Source organism: Xenophilus azovorans DSM 13620, assembly GCF_000745855.1.
In the GTDB taxonomy this organism is placed as follows: Bacteria; Pseudomonadota; Gammaproteobacteria; order Burkholderiales; family Burkholderiaceae_C; genus Xenophilus; species Xenophilus azovorans.
This window is the reverse complement of record NZ_JQKD01000005.1, coordinates 133,046-150,437: the sequence shown is the minus strand read 5'-3', so window position 1 is coordinate 150,437 and position 17,392 is coordinate 133,046. Positions and strand designations below refer to the sequence as shown.

General features: G+C 66.9%; 18 protein-coding genes. 13 read left to right on the top strand and 5 right to left on the bottom strand.

The genetic code is table 11. The features are described from left to right. Window positions 1-8 precede the first annotated feature (8 nt). From Q392_RS03545 to Q392_RS03515, 7 genes are read left to right on the top strand one after another with little or no spacing between them, the layout of a single operon-like run. On the top strand, window positions 9-419 hold the full coding sequence (locus Q392_RS03545) for a TIGR03750 family conjugal transfer protein (RefSeq protein ID WP_038201354.1): 411 nt from the start codon (window positions 9-11) through the stop codon (window positions 417-419). Beyond that, window positions 416-1,108 (top strand): PFL_4703 family integrating conjugative element protein, encoded by a 693-nt coding sequence (locus tag Q392_RS03540; RefSeq protein WP_038201351.1) that lies wholly within the window; start codon window positions 416-418, stop codon window positions 1,106-1,108. The genes Q392_RS03545 and Q392_RS03540 overlap by 4 nt, the downstream gene beginning before the upstream one ends. Then, window positions 1,105-2,031, top strand: coding sequence for a TIGR03749 family integrating conjugative element protein (locus tag Q392_RS03535; protein ID WP_425425156.1), 927 nt, complete (start codon window positions 1,105-1,107; stop codon window positions 2,029-2,031). The genes Q392_RS03540 and Q392_RS03535 overlap by 4 nt, the downstream gene beginning before the upstream one ends. Then, the gene (locus Q392_RS03530) at window positions 2,021-3,430 is read left to right on the top strand and encodes a TIGR03752 family integrating conjugative element protein (protein ID WP_038201349.1); all 1,410 of its coding nucleotides are present in this window, start codon (window positions 2,021-2,023) and stop codon (window positions 3,428-3,430) included. Before Q392_RS03535 ends, Q392_RS03530 begins: the two co-directional genes overlap by 11 nt. After that, on the top strand, window positions 3,411-3,863 hold the full coding sequence (locus Q392_RS03525; RefSeq protein ID WP_038201346.1) for a TIGR03751 family conjugal transfer lipoprotein: 453 nt from the start codon (window positions 3,411-3,413) through the stop codon (window positions 3,861-3,863). Before Q392_RS03530 ends, Q392_RS03525 begins: the two co-directional genes overlap by 20 nt. Next, window positions 3,863-6,781: a conjugative transfer ATPase gene (locus tag Q392_RS03520; protein ID WP_038201343.1), complete on the top strand. Its 2,919-nt coding sequence runs from the start codon at window positions 3,863-3,865 to the stop codon at window positions 6,779-6,781. The genes Q392_RS03525 and Q392_RS03520 overlap by 1 nt, the downstream gene beginning before the upstream one ends. A gap of 15 nt (window positions 6,782-6,796) precedes the next feature. After that, window positions 6,797-7,573 carry a DsbA family protein gene (locus Q392_RS03515; protein WP_038201341.1) on the top strand — a complete coding sequence of 259 codons (777 nt, stop codon included), beginning with the start codon at window positions 6,797-6,799 and terminating at the stop codon, window positions 7,571-7,573. A 49-nt stretch (window positions 7,574-7,622) separates the two neighbouring features. Here the strand turns inward: Q392_RS03515 and Q392_RS03510 are convergent, their stop codons facing one another. Together Q392_RS03510 and Q392_RS03505 are read right to left on the bottom strand one after the other, a co-directional pair. Continuing rightward, window positions 7,623-8,036: a helix-turn-helix domain-containing protein gene (locus Q392_RS03510; RefSeq protein ID WP_245610629.1), complete on the bottom strand. Its 414-nt coding sequence runs from the start codon at window positions 8,034-8,036 to the stop codon at window positions 7,623-7,625. Between the two features lie 169 nt (window positions 8,037-8,205). After that, window positions 8,206-8,721 (bottom strand): HU family DNA-binding protein, encoded by a 516-nt coding sequence (locus tag Q392_RS03505; RefSeq protein WP_483855399.1) that lies wholly within the window; start codon window positions 8,719-8,721, stop codon window positions 8,206-8,208. 61 nt (window positions 8,722-8,782) lie between these two features. Here Q392_RS03505 and Q392_RS03500 point away from each other — a divergent pair, with 61 nt between their 5' ends. Genes Q392_RS03500 through Q392_RS03480 form a run of 5 tightly spaced genes read left to right on the top strand, consistent with a single transcriptional unit; the run spans window position 8,783 to window position 13,443 of the window. After that, entirely contained in the window at window positions 8,783-9,166 is a 384-nt protein-coding gene (locus Q392_RS03500) for a TIGR03757 family integrating conjugative element protein (protein WP_342665580.1), read from the top strand. Continuing rightward, window positions 9,166-10,113 (top strand): TIGR03756 family integrating conjugative element protein, encoded by a 948-nt coding sequence (locus Q392_RS03495; protein ID WP_038201813.1) that lies wholly within the window; start codon window positions 9,166-9,168, stop codon window positions 10,111-10,113. Before Q392_RS03500 ends, Q392_RS03495 begins: the two co-directional genes overlap by 1 nt. Window positions 10,114-10,123: 10 nt before the next feature. Next, complete coding sequence (locus tag Q392_RS03490; RefSeq protein WP_038201330.1) at window positions 10,124-11,518, top strand: integrating conjugative element protein; 1,395 nt, start codon at window positions 10,124-10,126, stop codon at window positions 11,516-11,518. A gap of 5 nt (window positions 11,519-11,523) precedes the next feature. After that, the gene (locus Q392_RS03485) at window positions 11,524-11,880 is read left to right on the top strand and encodes a hypothetical protein (RefSeq protein ID WP_038201810.1); all 357 of its coding nucleotides are present in this window, start codon (window positions 11,524-11,526) and stop codon (window positions 11,878-11,880) included. A gap of 15 nt (window positions 11,881-11,895) precedes the next feature. Continuing rightward, the gene (locus tag Q392_RS03480) at window positions 11,896-13,443 is read left to right on the top strand and encodes a conjugal transfer protein TraG N-terminal domain-containing protein (protein ID WP_038201327.1); all 1,548 of its coding nucleotides are present in this window, start codon (window positions 11,896-11,898) and stop codon (window positions 13,441-13,443) included. Window positions 13,444-13,461: 18 nt separating this feature from the next. Here the strand turns inward: Q392_RS03480 and Q392_RS03475 are convergent, their stop codons facing one another. From Q392_RS03475 to Q392_RS03465, 3 genes are all read right to left on the bottom strand, one after another. After that, window positions 13,462-13,821, bottom strand: coding sequence for a DUF3742 family protein (locus Q392_RS03475; RefSeq protein ID WP_038201325.1), 360 nt, complete (start codon window positions 13,819-13,821; stop codon window positions 13,462-13,464). A gap of 85 nt (window positions 13,822-13,906) precedes the next feature. Beyond that, window positions 13,907-14,539 (bottom strand): RES family NAD+ phosphorylase, encoded by a 633-nt coding sequence (locus Q392_RS03470; protein ID WP_038201323.1) that lies wholly within the window; start codon window positions 14,537-14,539, stop codon window positions 13,907-13,909. 12 nt (window positions 14,540-14,551) lie between these two features. After that, complete coding sequence (locus tag Q392_RS03465) at window positions 14,552-15,178, bottom strand: hypothetical protein (protein ID WP_038201807.1); 627 nt, start codon at window positions 15,176-15,178, stop codon at window positions 14,552-14,554. A gap of 337 nt (window positions 15,179-15,515) precedes the next feature. Between Q392_RS03465 and mobH the strand changes: the two genes are divergently transcribed. Next, entirely contained in the window at window positions 15,516-17,372 is a 1,857-nt protein-coding gene (gene mobH, locus Q392_RS03460; RefSeq protein ID WP_038201320.1) for a MobH family relaxase, read from the top strand. The last annotated feature ends 20 nt before the right edge of the window (window positions 17,373-17,392 follow it).

The window sequence follows — 17,392 nt, the reverse complement described above, 5'->3', positions numbered from 1 at the left end:
GGCGGGCCATGTCCGAGCACCAGCACGTCCGTGCGGACGGAACGGTCACGTTCCTTCCGCACCGGCTCAACCGCCATCCGGTGGTCGTGCGCGGTCTCACGGCGGACGAGCTGTGGATCTGCTGCGCCCTGTCCGGCGCCGCCGGCTTGCTGATCGGCGCACCGCTGTCCTGGGTGTTCCGCACGATCGCGCTGGCGCCCACGTTCATCGTCCTGGGCGTAGCCCTGGGCGTGTTCGTGGGCGGCGGCATCCTGCGCCGGCTCAAGCGCGGACGGCCCGACACCTGGCTGTACCGGCAGTTGCAGTGGCGCATCGCCACACGGCATCCGCTGGCGGCAGGCTGGGTGGGTGGTCATCTGCTGATCTCGCGCTCGGGCTTCTGGACCACCCGAAGGTGCGTGCCAAGGGGGACTCGATGAGCCGTTTCAAGAACGAGATCACCCACTTGCAGGCGCACATCAAGACGCTGCGCCTGGGCGCTGGCGCGCTGGTGGCCATTGCGCTGCTGATGGGCGGCGGCTGGTGGAGCGCGCCGCGCGATCTGACCATCCACGTTCCGCCCGACCTGCGTTCCGGCAGCACCCGCAAGTGGTGGGAAGTGCCGCCCGAGAGCGTGTACGCCTTCACGTTCTACGTGTTCCAGCAGCTCAACCGCTGGCCGGCCAATGGCGAGGACGACTACCCGCGCAACCTGCATGCGCTGTCGCCGTACCTCACGCCGTCCTGCCAGGCCTTCCTGCGGGCCGACTACGACTACCGGCGCAGCACGGGCGAGCTGCGCCAGCGCGTGCGCGGCCTCTACGAAATCCCCGGCCGCGGCTACGGCGACGACCCCACCGCCCGCGTGCGCGTGGTCTCCGACCGGGATTGGGTCGTGACGCTGGACATCAGCGCCGACGAGTACCACGGTGCCGAGCAGGTCAAGCGCGCCCTGGTGCGCTACCCCATCAAGGTCACGCGGGTGGACGTCAATCCCGCGCGCAATCCGTTCGGCCTGGCGCTCGATTGCTACGAAGGCACGCCCCAGCGCATCACCGTGCCGGAGCCCGCGCGTCCGGCGCCAGGCGGCCTGTCTCCGCAAGCGCCTCAAGGAGGAAACACCCCATGAAGCCCATCAAGCACCTTGTTCTCGCGTTGCTGGGGCTGCTGGCCGTGGCTTCGGCGCCTGTTGCCCAGGCGGTGGAGATTCTGCGCTGGGAGCGCATGCCGCTGGCCGTGCCCCTGCGGGTCGGCCAGGAGCGCATCGTGTTCATCGACCGGAACGTCCGCGTGGGCGTGCCGGTCGGCGTGGGCGAGCGGTTGCGCGTGCAGAGCGCGGGCGGCGCGGTGTACCTGCGCGCGAGCGAGCCGATCGAACCCACGCGGCTGCAGCTGCAAGACGCCGACACGGGCGCGTTGATTCTGCTGGACATTACCGCCGAGCCGGCCAAGGACGAGGAGCCCGCGCTAGAACCGGTGCGCATCGTCGAGGGCAACGTCACCCCCTCGCGCTATGGCGACCAGGCGGCAAGCTCCGACGAGGCGCCAGCACGCCCCAATGACCAGGCGGGCACACGGTCGCTGCGGCGCGAAACCCCGGTCCCGGTCGTGCTGACGCGCTTTGCCGCGCAGAACCTCTACGCGCCGCTGCGCACGGTCGAGCCGCTGCCGGGCGTCATGCGGGTCACCCTGCGCCGCGACCTGGATCTCGGCACGCTGATGCCGACGCTGCCGGTGCGCGCCGTCGCGCTCGCCTCGTGGCGCCTGGAGGACCAGTGGGTGACCGCCGTGCGCCTCACCAACACCAGCACTGGCTGGATCACGCTCGACCCGCGCATGCTTCAAGGCGATTTCCTCACGGCGGCCTTCCAGCACGAGGCACTGGGCCCGCGTGGCACCCCAGAGGACACCACCGTCCTGTACCTGGTGACGCGCGGCCGCGGCCTCGCGCAATCGCTGTTGCCCGCCATCCACCGCTTCGACCCCGCCGTGCATCTTCCGCAGCCGGCTCCCGAGGCCCAGGCCGACAAGGAGGTCCGCCATGCGCAGTAACGGCCTGCTCAAGTGGCTGATGATCCCGGTGGCCCTCCTGGTGCTGTTCATCGGCATCCGGCTGTTCTCGGGCGGCGGCGCCTCGGCGCCCTCCCCGGCCGGCATGGGCAGCCAGCTCACGCCCGAAGAGATGAAAGCACTCGGGATCGCGGGCGACACCCCGCGCGACACCGTGGCGACGCTGGTGGCACAGGTCAAGCAGCTGCGCACCGAGCTGCAGACCGCGCTCTCGGACAACAAGTCCCAGCGCGAAGAGAACCAGCGCCTGCGCCAGCGCGAGAACTCGATCGACCAGCGCATCAACTCGGCGCTGGAGGCCGAGCGCTCCAACCTGCGCCGCGACCAGCAGCAGGCGGCCGGTGAACGCCAGCAGACGGAGGGGCTGCTCGCCGACCTGCAACGGCGCCTGGACAGCATCGGCAGCCGCGGTGGCGCTCATGCCGATCTGCCGGTGGGCCTGGGGCTGCGCGATGGTGATGAGGCAGGCATGGAAGGCGGCCTGCGCTGGGTGGAGCCTCAGGATGCGAAAAAGGCCGAGGGGCGCGGATCGTCCAGCGGCGGCATGAGCTTCCCGACGAGCTTCGGCCCGGCGCAGCGCACGCAGGAAGCCTCGGCGGAAAGCGTGGCGAACACCGGCGCCCGCGCCGCCGGGGTCAAGGGGGCCAAGCCGGTTTACACCGTCCCGACGAACTCAACGCTCATGGGGTCGGTCGCGATGACGGCGCTGATCGGCCGCGTGCCGATCGACGGCACGGTCAACGATCCGTACCCGTTCAAGGTGCTCGTCGGCCCCGACAACCTGACGGCCAACGGCATCGACATTCCCGATGTAGCGGGTGCCGTGTTCAGCGGCACGGCTTCCGGCGACTGGACGCTTTCGTGCGTGCGCGGCCAGGTGCGCAGCATCACCTTCGTGTTCCACGACGGGACGATCCGCACGATTCCAGAGGACCGCGAGGGCAACCAGCAGAACAACCATCAGGGCGGGGGCCTGGGCTGGATCAGCGATCCCCACGGCATTCCCTGTGTCAGCGGGGATCGGCGCAGCAACGCCCAGCAGTACCTCGGCTCGCAAGCCCTGATCACGGCAGCCGGTGCCGGCGTGGCCTCGCTCATCAAGAGCGACAGCGGCCGGGTGTCCTACGTGGGCTCGGACGGCTCCATCGGCACCGTGGGCATCAGTGGCCAGGAAGCGGTCGGCCGGATTCTCGCCGGGGGTGTCCAGGAGATGTCGAACTGGGTCAACAAGCTGTACGGCCAGGCTTTCGCGGCGGTCTATGTGCAGCCCGGCGCCAAGGTCGCGGTTCACCTCGAAAAGCCGCTCGCCATCGATTTCGATCCCGAAGGCCGCAAGGTCGATCACCGCGCAGGAGAAAGCCATGCTCTCGAATTGGACTAACCGGGCCCAAGGCCTCGCGCTGGCCGCCGCCATCGCGGTGCTGGGCGGCTGCGCCACCAGCAAGGAGGAACTGCTGACCCATGGCGACCGCACCATGATGGACATCTGGCAGCAGGAGACTGGTGACAGCGCAGGTGGTGGCGCAGGTCAGGTGGCGCGCCGCCAGCTGCTCGATGCGCGCCAGAGTCTGCGGCGGCCGCTGACCGAGGCGGACGTGCAGGCCGCGCCCGCCGAGCAGATGCGCTACACGCGCACGGCTCGCAACGAGATCCATCGCCAGTTCCAGCGCCTGCCCAACCCCGACCTGGTGATGTATGTCTTTCCGCACTTGACAGGCACGGACCCGGTGCCTGTGCCGGGCTACACGACGGTGTTCCCCCTGTACCAGCGGGTGCAGTACGCGATGCCGGGCGAGCGCGTGGAGGACTACTGATGCGCTGGACCCTCCCATGGCCGAAGCTGGCCGCCGGCGGCATCGGAGGCCCGGCCGACGATGGACAGCTGGACGGCTGGCAGCGCCACGTCGAGGCCCTGCGGCAGGCAGGTATTCCCGAACCTGGCGCGGCGGTCCAGGGCCGCAGGCCGGCGACCATGGCCGACGAGCAGGCGCTGTACGACGTCGCGCCGTCGTTCGTGGAGCTGCTGCCCTGGGTAGAGTTCCTGCCGGAATCGAAGTCCATGCTGCTGGAGGACGGGCAGTCCGTGGCCGCCTTCTTCGAGCTGGTGCCGCTGGGCACCGAGGGCCGCGAGCCGGCCTGGCTGGCCCAGGCCAGGGATGCGTTGGAGAACGCGCTGCAGGACAGCTTCGATGAACTGGACGAGAACCCTTGGGTGCTCCAGCTCTATGCCCAGGATGAACCCAGCTTCGACCAGTACATGCAAACCCTGCGCGACTACGTGCAACCGCGCGCCCGCGGCACGGCGTTCACGGAGTTCTACCTGCGCTTCTTCGGCCACCACCTGCGCGCGGTGGCCAAGCCCGGAGGCCTGTTCGAGGACACGGTGGTCACGCGGCTGCGCTGGCGCGGCCAGACGCGGCGCGTGCGCATGGTGGTCTATCGCCGCGTGACCGGACAAGGACAGGGCCAGGGCCAGGCGAGCCAGATCATGCGCAGGGGCCAGACGCCCGAGCAGATGCTGAACATCGTCTGCGACCGCCTGTGCGGCGGGCTGGCGAACGCCGGCATCCAGGCCCGGCGCATGCTTGCGGCAGACGTTCACGACTGGCTGCTGCGGTGGTTCAACCCCCGCCCTGCCCTGCTCGGGCCTGGAGTCGAGGATAGGGAGCGCTTCTATGCGCTGGCACGGTACCCCGCCGAGACCGAAGACGGCGAGATCGAACTGGCGAGCGGACGGGATTTCAGCCAGCGGCTGTTCTTCGGGCAGCCGCGCTCTGACGTCGCGCACGGGGCCTGGCACTTCGATGGGATGCCACACCGCGTGCTGATCGCCGACCGGCTGCGCATGCCACCGGGCACGGGGCACCTGACCGGCGAGACCCGCAAGGGCGACGCGATCAACACGCTGTTCGACCAGATGCCCGAGGACACCTTGATGTGCCTGACGATGGTCGCCACGCCGCAGGATGTCCTCGAATCCGATCTCAACCATCTGGCGAGGAAGGCCGTGGGCGAGACGCTGGCGTCGGAACAGACCCTCAAGGACGTGCATGAAGCCCGCTCGCTGATCGGCAGCGCACACAAGCTCTACCGGGGCACGCTGGCGTTCTATCTGCGCGGGCGCGACGAAGCCGAGTTGGACCGGCGCGGCCTGGATCTGGCGAACGTGATGCTCAACGCAGGCTTGCAGCCGGTGCGCGAAGACGACGAGGTGGCACCGCTCAACAGCTACCTGCGCTGGTTGCCGTGCTGCTACAACCCCGGCCAGGATCGGCGCAAGTGGTACACGCAACTGATGTTCGCCCAGCACGCGGCGAACCTGTCGCCGGTGTGGGGGCGCAGCCAGGGCACAGGGCATCCCGGCGTGACGATGTTCAACCGTGGGGGTGGACCGCTCACCTTCGACCCGCTCAACCGGCTGGACCGGCAGATGAACGCCCACCTGTTCCTGTTCGGGCCGACGGGCTCGGGCAAGTCCGCCACGCTCAACAACTTGCTGAACCAGGTCACGGCCATCTACCGGCCGCGCCTGTTCATCGTGGAAGCCGGCAACAGCTTTGGTTTGTTCAGTGACTTCGCCAAGCGCCTGGGTCTGACCGTGAACCGCGTAAAGCTGGCACCCGGCTCGGGCGTGAGCCTGGCGCCGTTCGCCGACGCGCGCCGGTTGATCGAGACACCCAGCGACGTGCAGACGCTCGACGCCGATGCGTTGGACGAAGACACGCCACCGGAGGCCGCCCACGCCGACGAGCAGCGCGACGTGCTGGGCGAGCTGGAAATCACCGCACGGCTGATGATCACGGGCGGCGAGGACAAGGAAGAAGCCCGCATGACGAGAGCCGACCGCTCGCTGATCCGCCAGTGCATCCTCGATGCCGCCGAGCACTGCTATGGCGAAGGTAGCGAGGGCGGCGAGCAGCGCACGGTGCTCACGCGCGACGTGCGCGATGCGTTGCGCACACGCGGCAGCGACACCACGCTGCCCGAGATGCGGCGCGTGCGCTTGCTGGAGATGGCGGATGCGATGGACATGTTCTGCCAAGGGGCCGACGGCGAGATGTTCGACCGGCCCGGCACCCCGTGGCCCGAAGCGGACATCACCCTGGTCGATCTGGCGACCTATGCCCGCGAGGGCTACAACGCGCAGCTCTCCATCGCGTACATCAGCCTCATCAGCACGGTGAACAACATCGCCGAGCGCGACCAATACCTCGGCAGGCCGATCATCAACGTCACCGATGAAGGACATGTGATCACCAAGAACCCGCTGCTCGCGCCTTACGTCGTGAAGATCACGAAGATGTGGCGCAAGCTGGGCGCGTGGTTCTGGTTGGCCACCCAGAACATCGACGACCTGCCGCGTGCGGCCGAGCCCATGCTCAACATGATCGAGTGGTGGGTGTGCCTGTCGATGCCGCCCGATGAAGTCGAGAAGATCGCGCGCTTTCGCGAACTTTCGCCCGCGCAGAAGGCATTGATGCTCTCCGCGCGCAAGGAAGCGGGCAAGTTCACCGAGGGGGTGATCTTGTCGAAGTCGATGGAGGTGCTTTTCCGGGCCGTGCCGCCGAGCCTTTTCCTGGCGTTGGCCCAAACGGAGCCCGAGGAGAAAGCCGAGCGCTACCAGTTCATGCAGCAGTACGGCATCAGCGAACTGGAGGCCGCGTTCAAGGTGGCCGAGAAGATCGACCAGGCGCGCGGCATCGAGTCGCCGGCCCTGGACCTGCCGCAATAATCGCCGGAGAGTCCCATGACGCCGAAACGCCCTTCCCTTCCGATCGAGATGCAAGCCTTTCGACGGCGGCCACGCCGGTGGCTTCGCTTGCTCTGGGCACTGGCGGCGGGCCTGACCGCGGCGCTGCTGATCTGGTTCATGTTCAGTTCCTCCGGCGAGCCGGGGCCGCAACCCTCGCGCGAGGTCGATGCCACGGAGGTGGCCGCGCGCCCGTGGCGGCTGGGCAGTCCCGAGGCACGTTTCACTATCGTCTTCTATGCCGATCTCGAGTGCCCATACTGCAAGGCGTACTCACCGCAGCTGCAACAGTGGATCGACGCGCACCAGGACGTGAACCTGCAGTGGCACCACGTGCCGATGTCCATCCATGAACCCGCCGCAAGCCAGGAGGCACGCCTGGTCGAGTGCGCCGGCCAGGCGGGAGGGCACGAAGCGTTCTGGGCCGCGGTCCAGTGGGTCTATGCCAACACGCGCAGCGATGGCCAGGGCGTGCCGGACCTGGAGATGTTTCCCGGCATGTCCGCTGACCTCAAGGCATGCCTGAGCGGCGAGCCATCCGCGCGCATCGTGCATGCGCAGGCCGCAGAAGCCGCCGCGTCGGGCATCACGGCGACGCCTTCGCTGCGCCTGATCGATCGCACGAGCGGCAGGAGCATCGTGCTGCCCGGCCCCGTGCCGGGCGACGCATTGCTGTCGGCGATCGACATGCTCGCCGCGAACGACCTGGCCGAGACAAAGCCCTCGGATGGTGCCGGAACGCCAGCCAGCGGCGCCGGCGACGTGCCCAGGTAGCCGGCGAATCACATGGTTGTGCTGCGGCCTGCGCCGCGCCGGCGATGGTTCATTCGGCGATCTGCCGGCGGGCTTCGCGCACGCCCATCCCGAGCACTTCGCGCACGCGCACCAGTTGGGCCTCGCGGGGAGTGACCTTGCCGGTCTCCCATTTGTAGACGCTCAGCGCCGAGACGCCGAGCAGGTGCGCCATCTCTTTCTGGGTCATGTGGAACGCCTGCCGCTTCGCGACCAGCGCTTCGTGACTGAAGACGAATGCACGGCCTCCCGGCTTCGCAGGCGCCTGCGCCCCCGAAGACGAATCATCGGACTGCTTGCGGGGTTGCTGGCGCGCGGCCGCTGCGACGGCTTTTTTCAATGCCTTGGTCAGGCTGCGCACCTGCCCGGCCAGGTCCTTGACGTCGCGCTTGAGTGTCGCGATCTCAGAGCGCTGGTTCGTGGCCGTCTTGCGCAGGGAGCTCATCTCCCCTTTGTTCTCCTTGCGCGCTATGCGAGCAACTTCCGAGCGGAACGATTCAGAAAACGCAGTCATGGTCGGTGGCACCGTCGCCGGTGGATTGGATGGAGATCAGTCGAAGAAGCCAATGCGGGCTGGCCCTTTGCAGCAGCGGCACCTGCCCAGGCAGTCAGGACTACTTGCCAGTCTTTTCCGCCTTGCGCTTGGCCGCCTTGGGATCGACCACGGCCTTGAACTTGGCGCCCGGCACGAACTTCGGCACGGTCGATGCGGGGATCTTCAGGGCCGCGCCGGTGGCGGGGTTCTTGCCCGTGCGCGCGGCGCGCTTGGCGGATTTGAAGGTGCCGAAGCCAACCAGTTGAACGGCATCGCCTTTCTTCACGGCCGTCTGGACAGTGTCGATCAAGGTCTCGAGGACGGCGTTGGCAGCAGCCTTGGACAGGTCGTTCTTGGCAGCGAGGATTTCAACGAGTTGGACGCGATTCATATCGAAGGTATGGGTTGAGGTTGCGATCCCTGGTTTATATCCGATGCCCGACCGTGCCCATCCAGCAGCGCATGTGCCGGTTTCGCTGCCGAGTGGCACGGCCTCACCTGCACCAATAGGGGCACGCCACGCTGCGCATTGTTCGTGGCCCGCGGCAGCGCTTTGGTTTGGACTAACGGGGTCATCCCTCTTTGGGTCCCCCATCATGTCCTTTTCCACGCCCACATCCCCGCGCCAGCGTTTGTGCAGGCCCACATTGGCGCTCATGGCAACTCTGCTGTGGTCGGCCACTTGCGTGGCCCAGGAGGTCTGGTTCATCACCGACTCCACACGGCCGCTGCAAGGGAAACGCCTCCCCACGCGCACGATCGAACTGGATGCCGCCCGGCGCATCGAGGCGGAACTGTCGGCGGGCTTGCCCCGTGATCCGCAAGAGGCCCAGTCCATCGTGCGCCAGCGTCTCCAGGCGGGAGGGCCGACCCTCCAACGCCGCCTGCAGATGGCCTACCAGGGCATCACCGACGCATGGAGCCTGGGTATCACCAGCATCCCAGCCGTCGTGGTGGACCAGCGCTATGTGGTCTATGGCGAGCCGGACGTGGCCCTGGCCGTAGCCCGCATCGAGCGGCATCGGAGGGCGCAACCGTGATCCGCCGTCCATTCGACCTGCTGCGCCGCCTGCGCGTTGCCGTGGCCTCGCTGCTGCTGATCAGCGCCACGGGCAGCTACGCCTTGAACACCGCCACCATCGTGTCCTCCGTCATGTCGCCGGACTGCCTGGAGTACCGGGTGGTGGGCATCTGCTACTGGCTCTACTGCAGTTGGTCCGGCTGCAGGGTGCGCACGTCCGTCAAGGTGCGCCATTACGTGCCCGATGCGGTCGTCTCCAGCTACAGCAACACCGGCGAGAACCCCTGGGTCGAAGTGCGTGCCATGAGCACGCCCAACCCGTCGGCCCAGGCCGGCGGCGACGGCACCACCAACGAAGACCACGAGAACAATCTCGCGAAATTCAAGAACGCCGACGTCATCGGCCATCCCGGTGTCGAGGTGTTCAACCAGTTCATCTCGTCGTCGGGCTACTTCTGCGAGGGCGCAGGCACAGCATTCATGCCGTATCTGCTCAGTACCCTGGACACGCTGGCCTGGCGCTACAACGTGCCCGAGATGGCGTATCCGGAAGCGCTGATCCCGGGCCTGCGCGAGGTCGGCGCGCGCTCGACCTTGAACCTCTGGGGCAACGTGTATCCCCGCGGTGGGTTCCTGCACCAGACCGACGACCACAAGGCCGGTGCCGTGGTGGCCCAGCGCGCGGGCGATGTCGTCACGCGCCGCGGGCAGATCCACGTCTATCAACCGCTGCTCGCCAACTCTCGCGACGGCTACTGGCCGGCCGGCGCGCTGATGGAGGGCGATGCCACGACCGGCAAGTGGCAGGAACTCACGCCCGTCCTGTCCTCGTCCTGCACGGTCTTCCCGCGCAGCGGCTTCCTGACGCAGGCACAGCAAGGCGACTACGCCTGGGCGCTGTGGCGGCCCTACGCGTGCTGCGAACGCCGTGGGCAGGTGTTCCTCGGCAGCGTCGATTTCAACTGAGGGCACGGCGATGAAACGTCCTGAACTTGCAAATCTCTCCGCCAAGGCGTGCCGCCTGCTGCGTTCGACGGCGCTGGCCGGCGCGCTCGCCCTGGGCTGCGGCCTGGCGTGGGCACAGGTCGGCTTCCAGAACAGCGGCCCGGTCATCGGCGATGAGGTCATGTACTCGATCGGCGGCGGCAGTGCGGTGTCGATGGGCCGCGCGGCCGGCATGCGCTCGATCGGCGTGGGCGTGGGCTGGAACAGCAACCTGATCTGCGGCGACATGAGCATCCAGACCACGCTGCGCAACCAGCTCAACGGCCTCACTCAGGGCTTCCAGCAGATCATGAGCAACGTGATCCAGAGCGCGACCAGCGCCGTGGCATCCCTGCCGGCGCTGATCATCCAGCGCGCCGATCCCGGTCTCTACAACCTGCTGACCAACGGCGTGCTGCAGGCGCGGCTCGATTTCGACCGCTCGAAGCTGACGTGCCGCGCGATGGCCGAGAAGATGGCCGACATGGCGGGCGGCCAGCTCGGATGGAGCCAACTCGCCGAGGGCATGGCGCTGCGCCAGGCCGTGTCGAGCACCGATGCCGTGTCCGCGATCGAGCAGGCCGAGACACGCCGGGGCAACGACGGCGTTCCCTGGGTGGGCGGCGGCAATGCCGGTGGCGCCGGCCAGTCGGCCATCCGGGTGGTCGGCGACGTCACCCGCGCGGGCTACAACCTCGTCAACGGCCGCGGCGTGACCGACACGTCCTCCATCGCACCGGCGAGTTGCACGAGCCTGTCCTGCCAGACCTGGACGTCGCCACAGCAGGCGGTCGAGTGGGCCACGCGGGTCCTGGGCGAGAAGGAGCAGCGCACCTGCGATTCCTGCACCAAGACCCAGACGGTGCCTGGCGTCGGGCTCACGCCGCTGATCCAGGAGGAATACGAGGCCAGGCTGCAAGCCTTGCAGGAGTTGGTCTCCGGCACCCGCAACACGACGTTCGAGAACCTGCGCGAAGCTGGCAGCACCTCGCTGCCCATCACGCGCGGCGTCATCGAGGCGCTGCGCGACGAGCCGGACCAGGACCTGCTGGCGCGCCGCCTGGCATCCGAGGTCGCGCTGTCGTCGGTGCTGGAGAAGGCATTGCTGCTGCAGCGCACGCTATTGACGGGCAAGAAGGAGCCCAACGTCGCCGCCAATGAACTCGCGGTCGAGGCAGTGAACCACGAGAGCGACGCGCTCGACCGCGAGATCCAGAACCTCAAGACCGAGCTGGAGCTGCGCCGCGAGCTGGCGAACAACTCGCCCATGGCCATCATCCAGCGCCACGGCACGCGTGCGGCGGGCTCGCGCGGCATCTACGAGGGCGACCCGGTGCCCGATCGCCTCGACCGGTTGCAGAAGGGCAATCCGGGAGGCCGGCCATGAACCTGATGCACCCGATGCGTGCGGCCTGGCTGCGGCCACGCTGGCTGTTCTGCCGGCGCGCGGCGAAGGCGCTGCTGTGGACGGCGCTGATCGTCGCCGCTGCATTGGCGGCCAACGTCGCCGGCATCTACCTGGTCGGCAGCGTTGCCGGCTGGGAACGGTGGCTGGCGGCCGCGTCAGGCTACTTCCTGGTGTGGCGGCTGTGCCTGTACAGCGCAACGGCTTACGGCTGGGTCTGGATGCGACGGCGGCTGCTGGCGCGCGAGACCGACGCGCAGGCGCGGCGCCGCATGGGGCGCAGCGAGATCGCTGGTGTCGCCGCCATCGTGGCGCTGGAAGCCAGCCTGTTGATGCAGGGCTGAAGGGAGATTCGGGCCATGACGCTGTTCACGACCGACTATCTGGAGTACTACCTGACGCTGGTCTCCTGGATCGTCCACAACGGGATCTGGGCAGTGCTGGTGTCCAGCGGCGTGTTCGCCCTGCCCTTCGTGGCGATCATCGTGCAGGAATGGCTCAAGGCCCGCTCGGAGGGTGCCGACGAAGGCAACAAGGGCGTGCTCTCGGCCGCGCGCATCGAGAACCGGGTTTTCGTCGCCATCGTGGTCGTGATGTTTGCGGGCATCCCGTTCATCGACGTGGATCTGAACACCATCCAGTACGACAGTTCGCGCTCGGCGCAGTGCCAGGTCAGCGTGCCGCAGCCCACCGACACGGGATGGTCGCAGTCCTTCAGCACGCTCAACAACCAGTCGGCGAAGGTGCCGGTCTGGTGGGGCTTCATGCACGCTCTGTCGCGTGCGGTCACGGGCGCCTCGGTGGCGGCGATCCCGTGCGGTACCGACCTGCGGCAGATGCGCATGGAGATCGACGCCACGCGCATCGGCGATCCGGTGCTGGCCCAGGATGTGGCGGATTTCACGCACGACTGCTACGGGCCTGCCCGCGCCAAGCTGTTCATGCAGCGCCCTCAACTTGATGAGGCGCAGATGCACGACGTGACGTGGATCGGCTCGCGCTTCTTCACGGACACGGCCGGCTACTACGACAACTATCGGTCCAGCACGCCACGCGACGATTGGCCCTACGACAGCAACCGCGATGCCGGGCTGGCGCAGGTGGCCAGCGGGGGCGGCTACCCGACCTGCAGGCAATGGTGGGCCGATGGTGGCAACGGCCTGCGGGCGCGGCTGCTGGGTCAGGTGGACCCCAGCCTTCTCACGCGGCTGGCGGGCTGGGCCGGGTTCCTGAGCCGCGCCGAGGTGGATGACTCGGTGATCCGCACGATCGCCTCGCCGCGGCAGCAGAAGCTCAACAGGGGTTCGGTCTATACGGACTACGGCGGGCAGATCGACAAGACACTGCCGAACATCGTGACACGCGCTGCTGGCGATGCGGGGCTTGCGGTCGGAGCCATTGGAGCGTTTCCTGCTATGGATGTCGTGCGTCAGGCCGTGCCGATGGTGATGGCACTCCTCAAGATGGCGCTCGTGATCTGTATCCCGCTTCTGCTGGTCGTCGGCACCTATGACCTGAAGACCCTTGTAACCGTGAGCGTGGTCCAGTTCTCGTTCTTCTTTGTCGATTTCTGGTTCCAGTTGGCTCGCTGGGTCGATTCCACGATCCTCGACGCGCTCTACGGATGGGGCTGGGGATGGAATCGGCCGCACAGCAATTTCGATCCTGTGATGGGGCTGAACAACGCTTTTGGCGATCTGCTACTCAACTTCGTCATGGGCACCATGTTCATCGTGCTGCCCACCTTCTGGGTGGCGGCTCTGGGTTGGGCAGGCATTCACGCTGGAGGTTCGCTACAGGGTTTGATCAACGGTACAGGCGACGCCAAAGCCGCTGGCGGGAAGGCGAGCAACATGGCATTCGGTGGCGCCATGAGGATGGCCGGAGCACCCGCCAAGAAAAAGTGAGCCGCCTCGAATCTAAGGCTAAGTCTCATCTCTGAAATCGTGCGGATCGATCCGATACCCGTCGTATGTGTAGAGGCCAAAGCCGACCGGGCCCTCCCTCCACTCGGGTTCCGGCAGATCTGGCTCGGCTGCCCAATCACCGTGAGTCGCTGCGACCAGGAACGCCAGCAATAGCGCCAACCAGAAAGCGTAGTAGAGCAGCCCACCGAGGACACTCAGCTTAATCGCCCACAGCAGTACTTGAGCAACACGCGCCGGCAGGCCCTGCCGAACAAGCCAGCCCGAAAGCCAGCGCTCGCCACGCAGATAAGCGCGCCATCCATGGCCGAGCCAGCGGCCAAGGCGCTGTGCGGTACTGCTGCGGGTTGTCGTGTTCATGGTCGTCTCCTGCTACATGAGGAAGGCCTACTCCAGTTTGCTCCAATCCATTCTGCTCGTGACTTCAACGTGTTTTCTAGCTGCTTCAGGACGCTTCGTCATCAGGTTCCACCGGGCCGGGATCGGGTGCCACGCCGATGCGATAGGTGGCAACGAAACGCGGCCAGTCCACATGGTCAACCAAGTCGATGTCCTCGATGACACTGATCTTCGCCCTGGCTCGCTCGAACAGCGCGATGCTCGCGGCCGGATAGTTGTTGCGCGAGGGATAGAGCACCCCGTCGAACAGCGGCAGGCCGTCATCTCCGAGCATCGCATGCGCCTGAGCAGACACCTGTTGCGTATGCGTGTAGTCCCGACTGGCCAACTGCTCCAGATTCAAGCCGAAGCGGCCCGCCATGACGCCCGGTGCCGTGAGATCGGCCAAGCGCAGGTCTTCCAGGACGCCTACGGCGCGCACCATCCGGCTCTGGACTTCGTTCAGCGCGATGGAGCGCTTCGTGTCCACGAGCCACTGGTGCTTGTGAAACACCGACTCCATCAGCGCTGTGGGAAGGTCACGGCCCAGGTAAAGCACGCCGTAGGCTTGCTCGGGGTCGTCGTAGCGATTGGTGCCGTCGCGGCCGTAGTACAGCGGACTGCCCCGATACGCGATGCGGCTCACGTGCTGGAGCAGTTCACCTGCATCGATCGGAAGCGACGGCAACTTGATGCTCACGGCAACCTCATCTCAATGCACGTGCACGCCCAGCACATTGAACACAGCGTTGGCCACGTCGTCGATCGTACCGGGCGTCACCGCCTCCACCGGCGAACGCCCGCCCAGGCCTTCGAGCGGTTCGGACAGCGCGCGGTAGATCGTCCAGTTGTCGATGCCCTCGACCTCCTGGAGCACCGTCTGCGTCAACTGCTGCTTCACAGGATCGAGTTGCCAGTCGGGCAGCTTCTGGCCACGCGGCCCCACGTTCAGCGCAAGCAGCCGACGGGCGATGATGTCCTTATAAATCTGCTGGCGCGACTTGTCGGCCAACTTGGCGAACTCGGCCAGCGGCAGGTTGTGCGGCTGCTCGAAGGCGTCCAGCAAGACGGCGCGGCCGCGCTGGATGTCGGTTTCGCCGGGCACCCAGCGCGTACCGGCGCGCAGTGCAGCTGCCTTGCGGGCCAAGGTCTGCCCCACCGTTTCCATTTCCAGGCCGGCGGGAAGCTCCACCGCCTCCACCCGCTCGTGGACGAACGCTTGCAGTTCGGCCGCGAAAGCCCCTGCATCCCGGATTTCGACAGTCGCGGCGAAACGGCGCACGTCCTCCACCGTGACGCGCGGCAGATGGTCAGCAATGAATCCGAGGGTCTTGGGCATGGTCATCTCCCACAGGCAGATTGAGACAGGAGTCACTTTAGTCTCCTACGTCTCACTTGTCAACTTTGACAACTTGCGGAGTGACTCACTTCGGCAAAGGCCATTGCCGCCCGGCCGGGCGGCGGTATGCGCTCAGCATAGGGCCAGCCCTCGCGCCGGGTCGCCGTCCAATCCGAGTCGACCCAGTTCCCTTTGACGGTGGAGCGGCGTGCGGGGCAGCGCTATACCAAATGGTTGAAGGGCAAAAGGCTGGGCAAGGGAATGGATGGCAAGGGGAAAGGCCCTACCTTGAAAAGGCAAAAAGGCCTCCCGGTCGGCCCGCCACCAGCACACCCACATGCTCTCCCTGTTCCAGCGAAAACGGACTTCGGTCGCAGCCGCTCCGTCGCCAACACCCGCAGCCGATCCCCCCAAAGGGCTGCTGCGGCCCGAGTCGGCCGCATCTCTGCTGGCCACGCCGCGTCGGCAGAAGCTGCTGGAACACATCTGGCAGCGCACGTCGCTGTCGCGCAGACAGTTCGCCACCCTGTACCGCGCACCACTGGGGCGCTACGCGGAACTGGTCCAGCAGTTTCCCGCCTCCGAGAGCCACCACCACGCCTACCCGGGCGGCATGCTGGACCATGGCCTGGAGATCGTCGCCTACAGCCTGAAGCTGCGGCAGTCCCATCTGCTGCCCATCGGCTCCAGCCCCGAGGACCAGGCGGCGCAATCCGAGGCCTGGACGGCCGCCGTCGCCTATGCAGCGCTGCTGCACGACATCGGCAAGATCGCCGTCGACCTGCATGTCGAGTTGGCCGACGGCTCAATATGGCACCCTTGGCACGGCCCGCTGCAACAGCCGTACCGCTTCCGCTACCGCGAGGATCGCCAGTACCGACTGCACAGCGCGGCAACAGGCTTGCTGTACCGCCAGGTGCTCGACCAGGACATCTTCGACTGGCTGGTGGGCTATCCCGATCTGTGGGCCGCGCTGCTGTATGTGCTGGCCGGCCAGTACGAGCACGCCGGCACGCTCGGCGAACTGGTCGTGCAGGCCGATCAGGCTTCGGTCGCCCAGGAACTCGGCGGAGATCCTGCAAAGGCGATGGCCGCCCCGAAGCATGCCCTTCAACGCAAGCTGCTCGATGGACTGCGCTACCTTCTCAAGGAGGAATTCAAGCTGAACCAGTCCGGTGCCTCGGATGGCTGGCTGACCCAGGACACGCTCTGGCTAGTGAGCAAGACCGTCTCGGACAAGCTGCGCGCCCACCTGCTGTCGCAGGGCATCGACGGCATCCCAGCGAACAACACAGCGGTTTTCAATGTGCTGCAGGACCACGGCATCGCCCTGGCCACGCCGGAAGGCAAGGCGATCTGGAAGGCGACCGTCACGAGCGATGCCGGCTGGTCGCACAGCTTCACTTTTCTGAAGCTCTCGCCCGCGCTGATCTGGGAGGCGGCTGAGCGACCAGCGCCGTTCGCGGGCCAGGTGCAGGTCGAGCAAGAGGATCAGGGCGTGTCGCCGCCACTGACGCCCGTCGCGCCTGATGTCCAGCCTGTCGTGCCCGCGGCGGGAACGCCGCCGAGCACAGTGTCGGCTCCGTCGACGGACAGTGGCGTCATGGCGCTACTCGATGTGCTGGGCGTGGCGCAGGCTGCGCCAGTACGGCCCGGCTCTCCCACCCAAGAGACAGAGCGCGAGCCCACCTCGGCGCCAGCACCAACGCCAGCCCCCCCTCTGGCGGCAAACACCGCGGCCACGGAGGCGCGGCCCGAGCCTTCCGGCGCGCACTTCATGGCTTGGCTGCGTCAGGGCATCCTGGCACGCAAGTTGATCATCAACGATGCGAAAGCGCTGGTACATACCGTCGCCGGCACCGCCTACTTGGTCAGCCCCGGTGTTTTCCAACGATATGCGCAGGAGCATCTGCACGCTGCAGCCCTGGCCAAGCAGGAGAAGCTAGAGGCGTGGCAGTGGGTGCAGAAAGGCTTCGAGAGGCTGGGCCGGCACCGCAAGCAGGCCAGCGGCTTGAACATCTGGACTTGCGAAGTCACGGGGCCGCGCAAGTCGAGGCGCCTGCATGGCTATCTCCTGGCCGACCCGGGCGCGCTGTTTCAGGAATTGCCCCCAGACAATCCCTTCCTGAGTCTCGTCAACGAAGCCATGAAGCGCGAAAGTCCCACCCCTGGGGAGAGGAACAGCGCGCAGTAGTCGACGCGCGGCCACTAGCC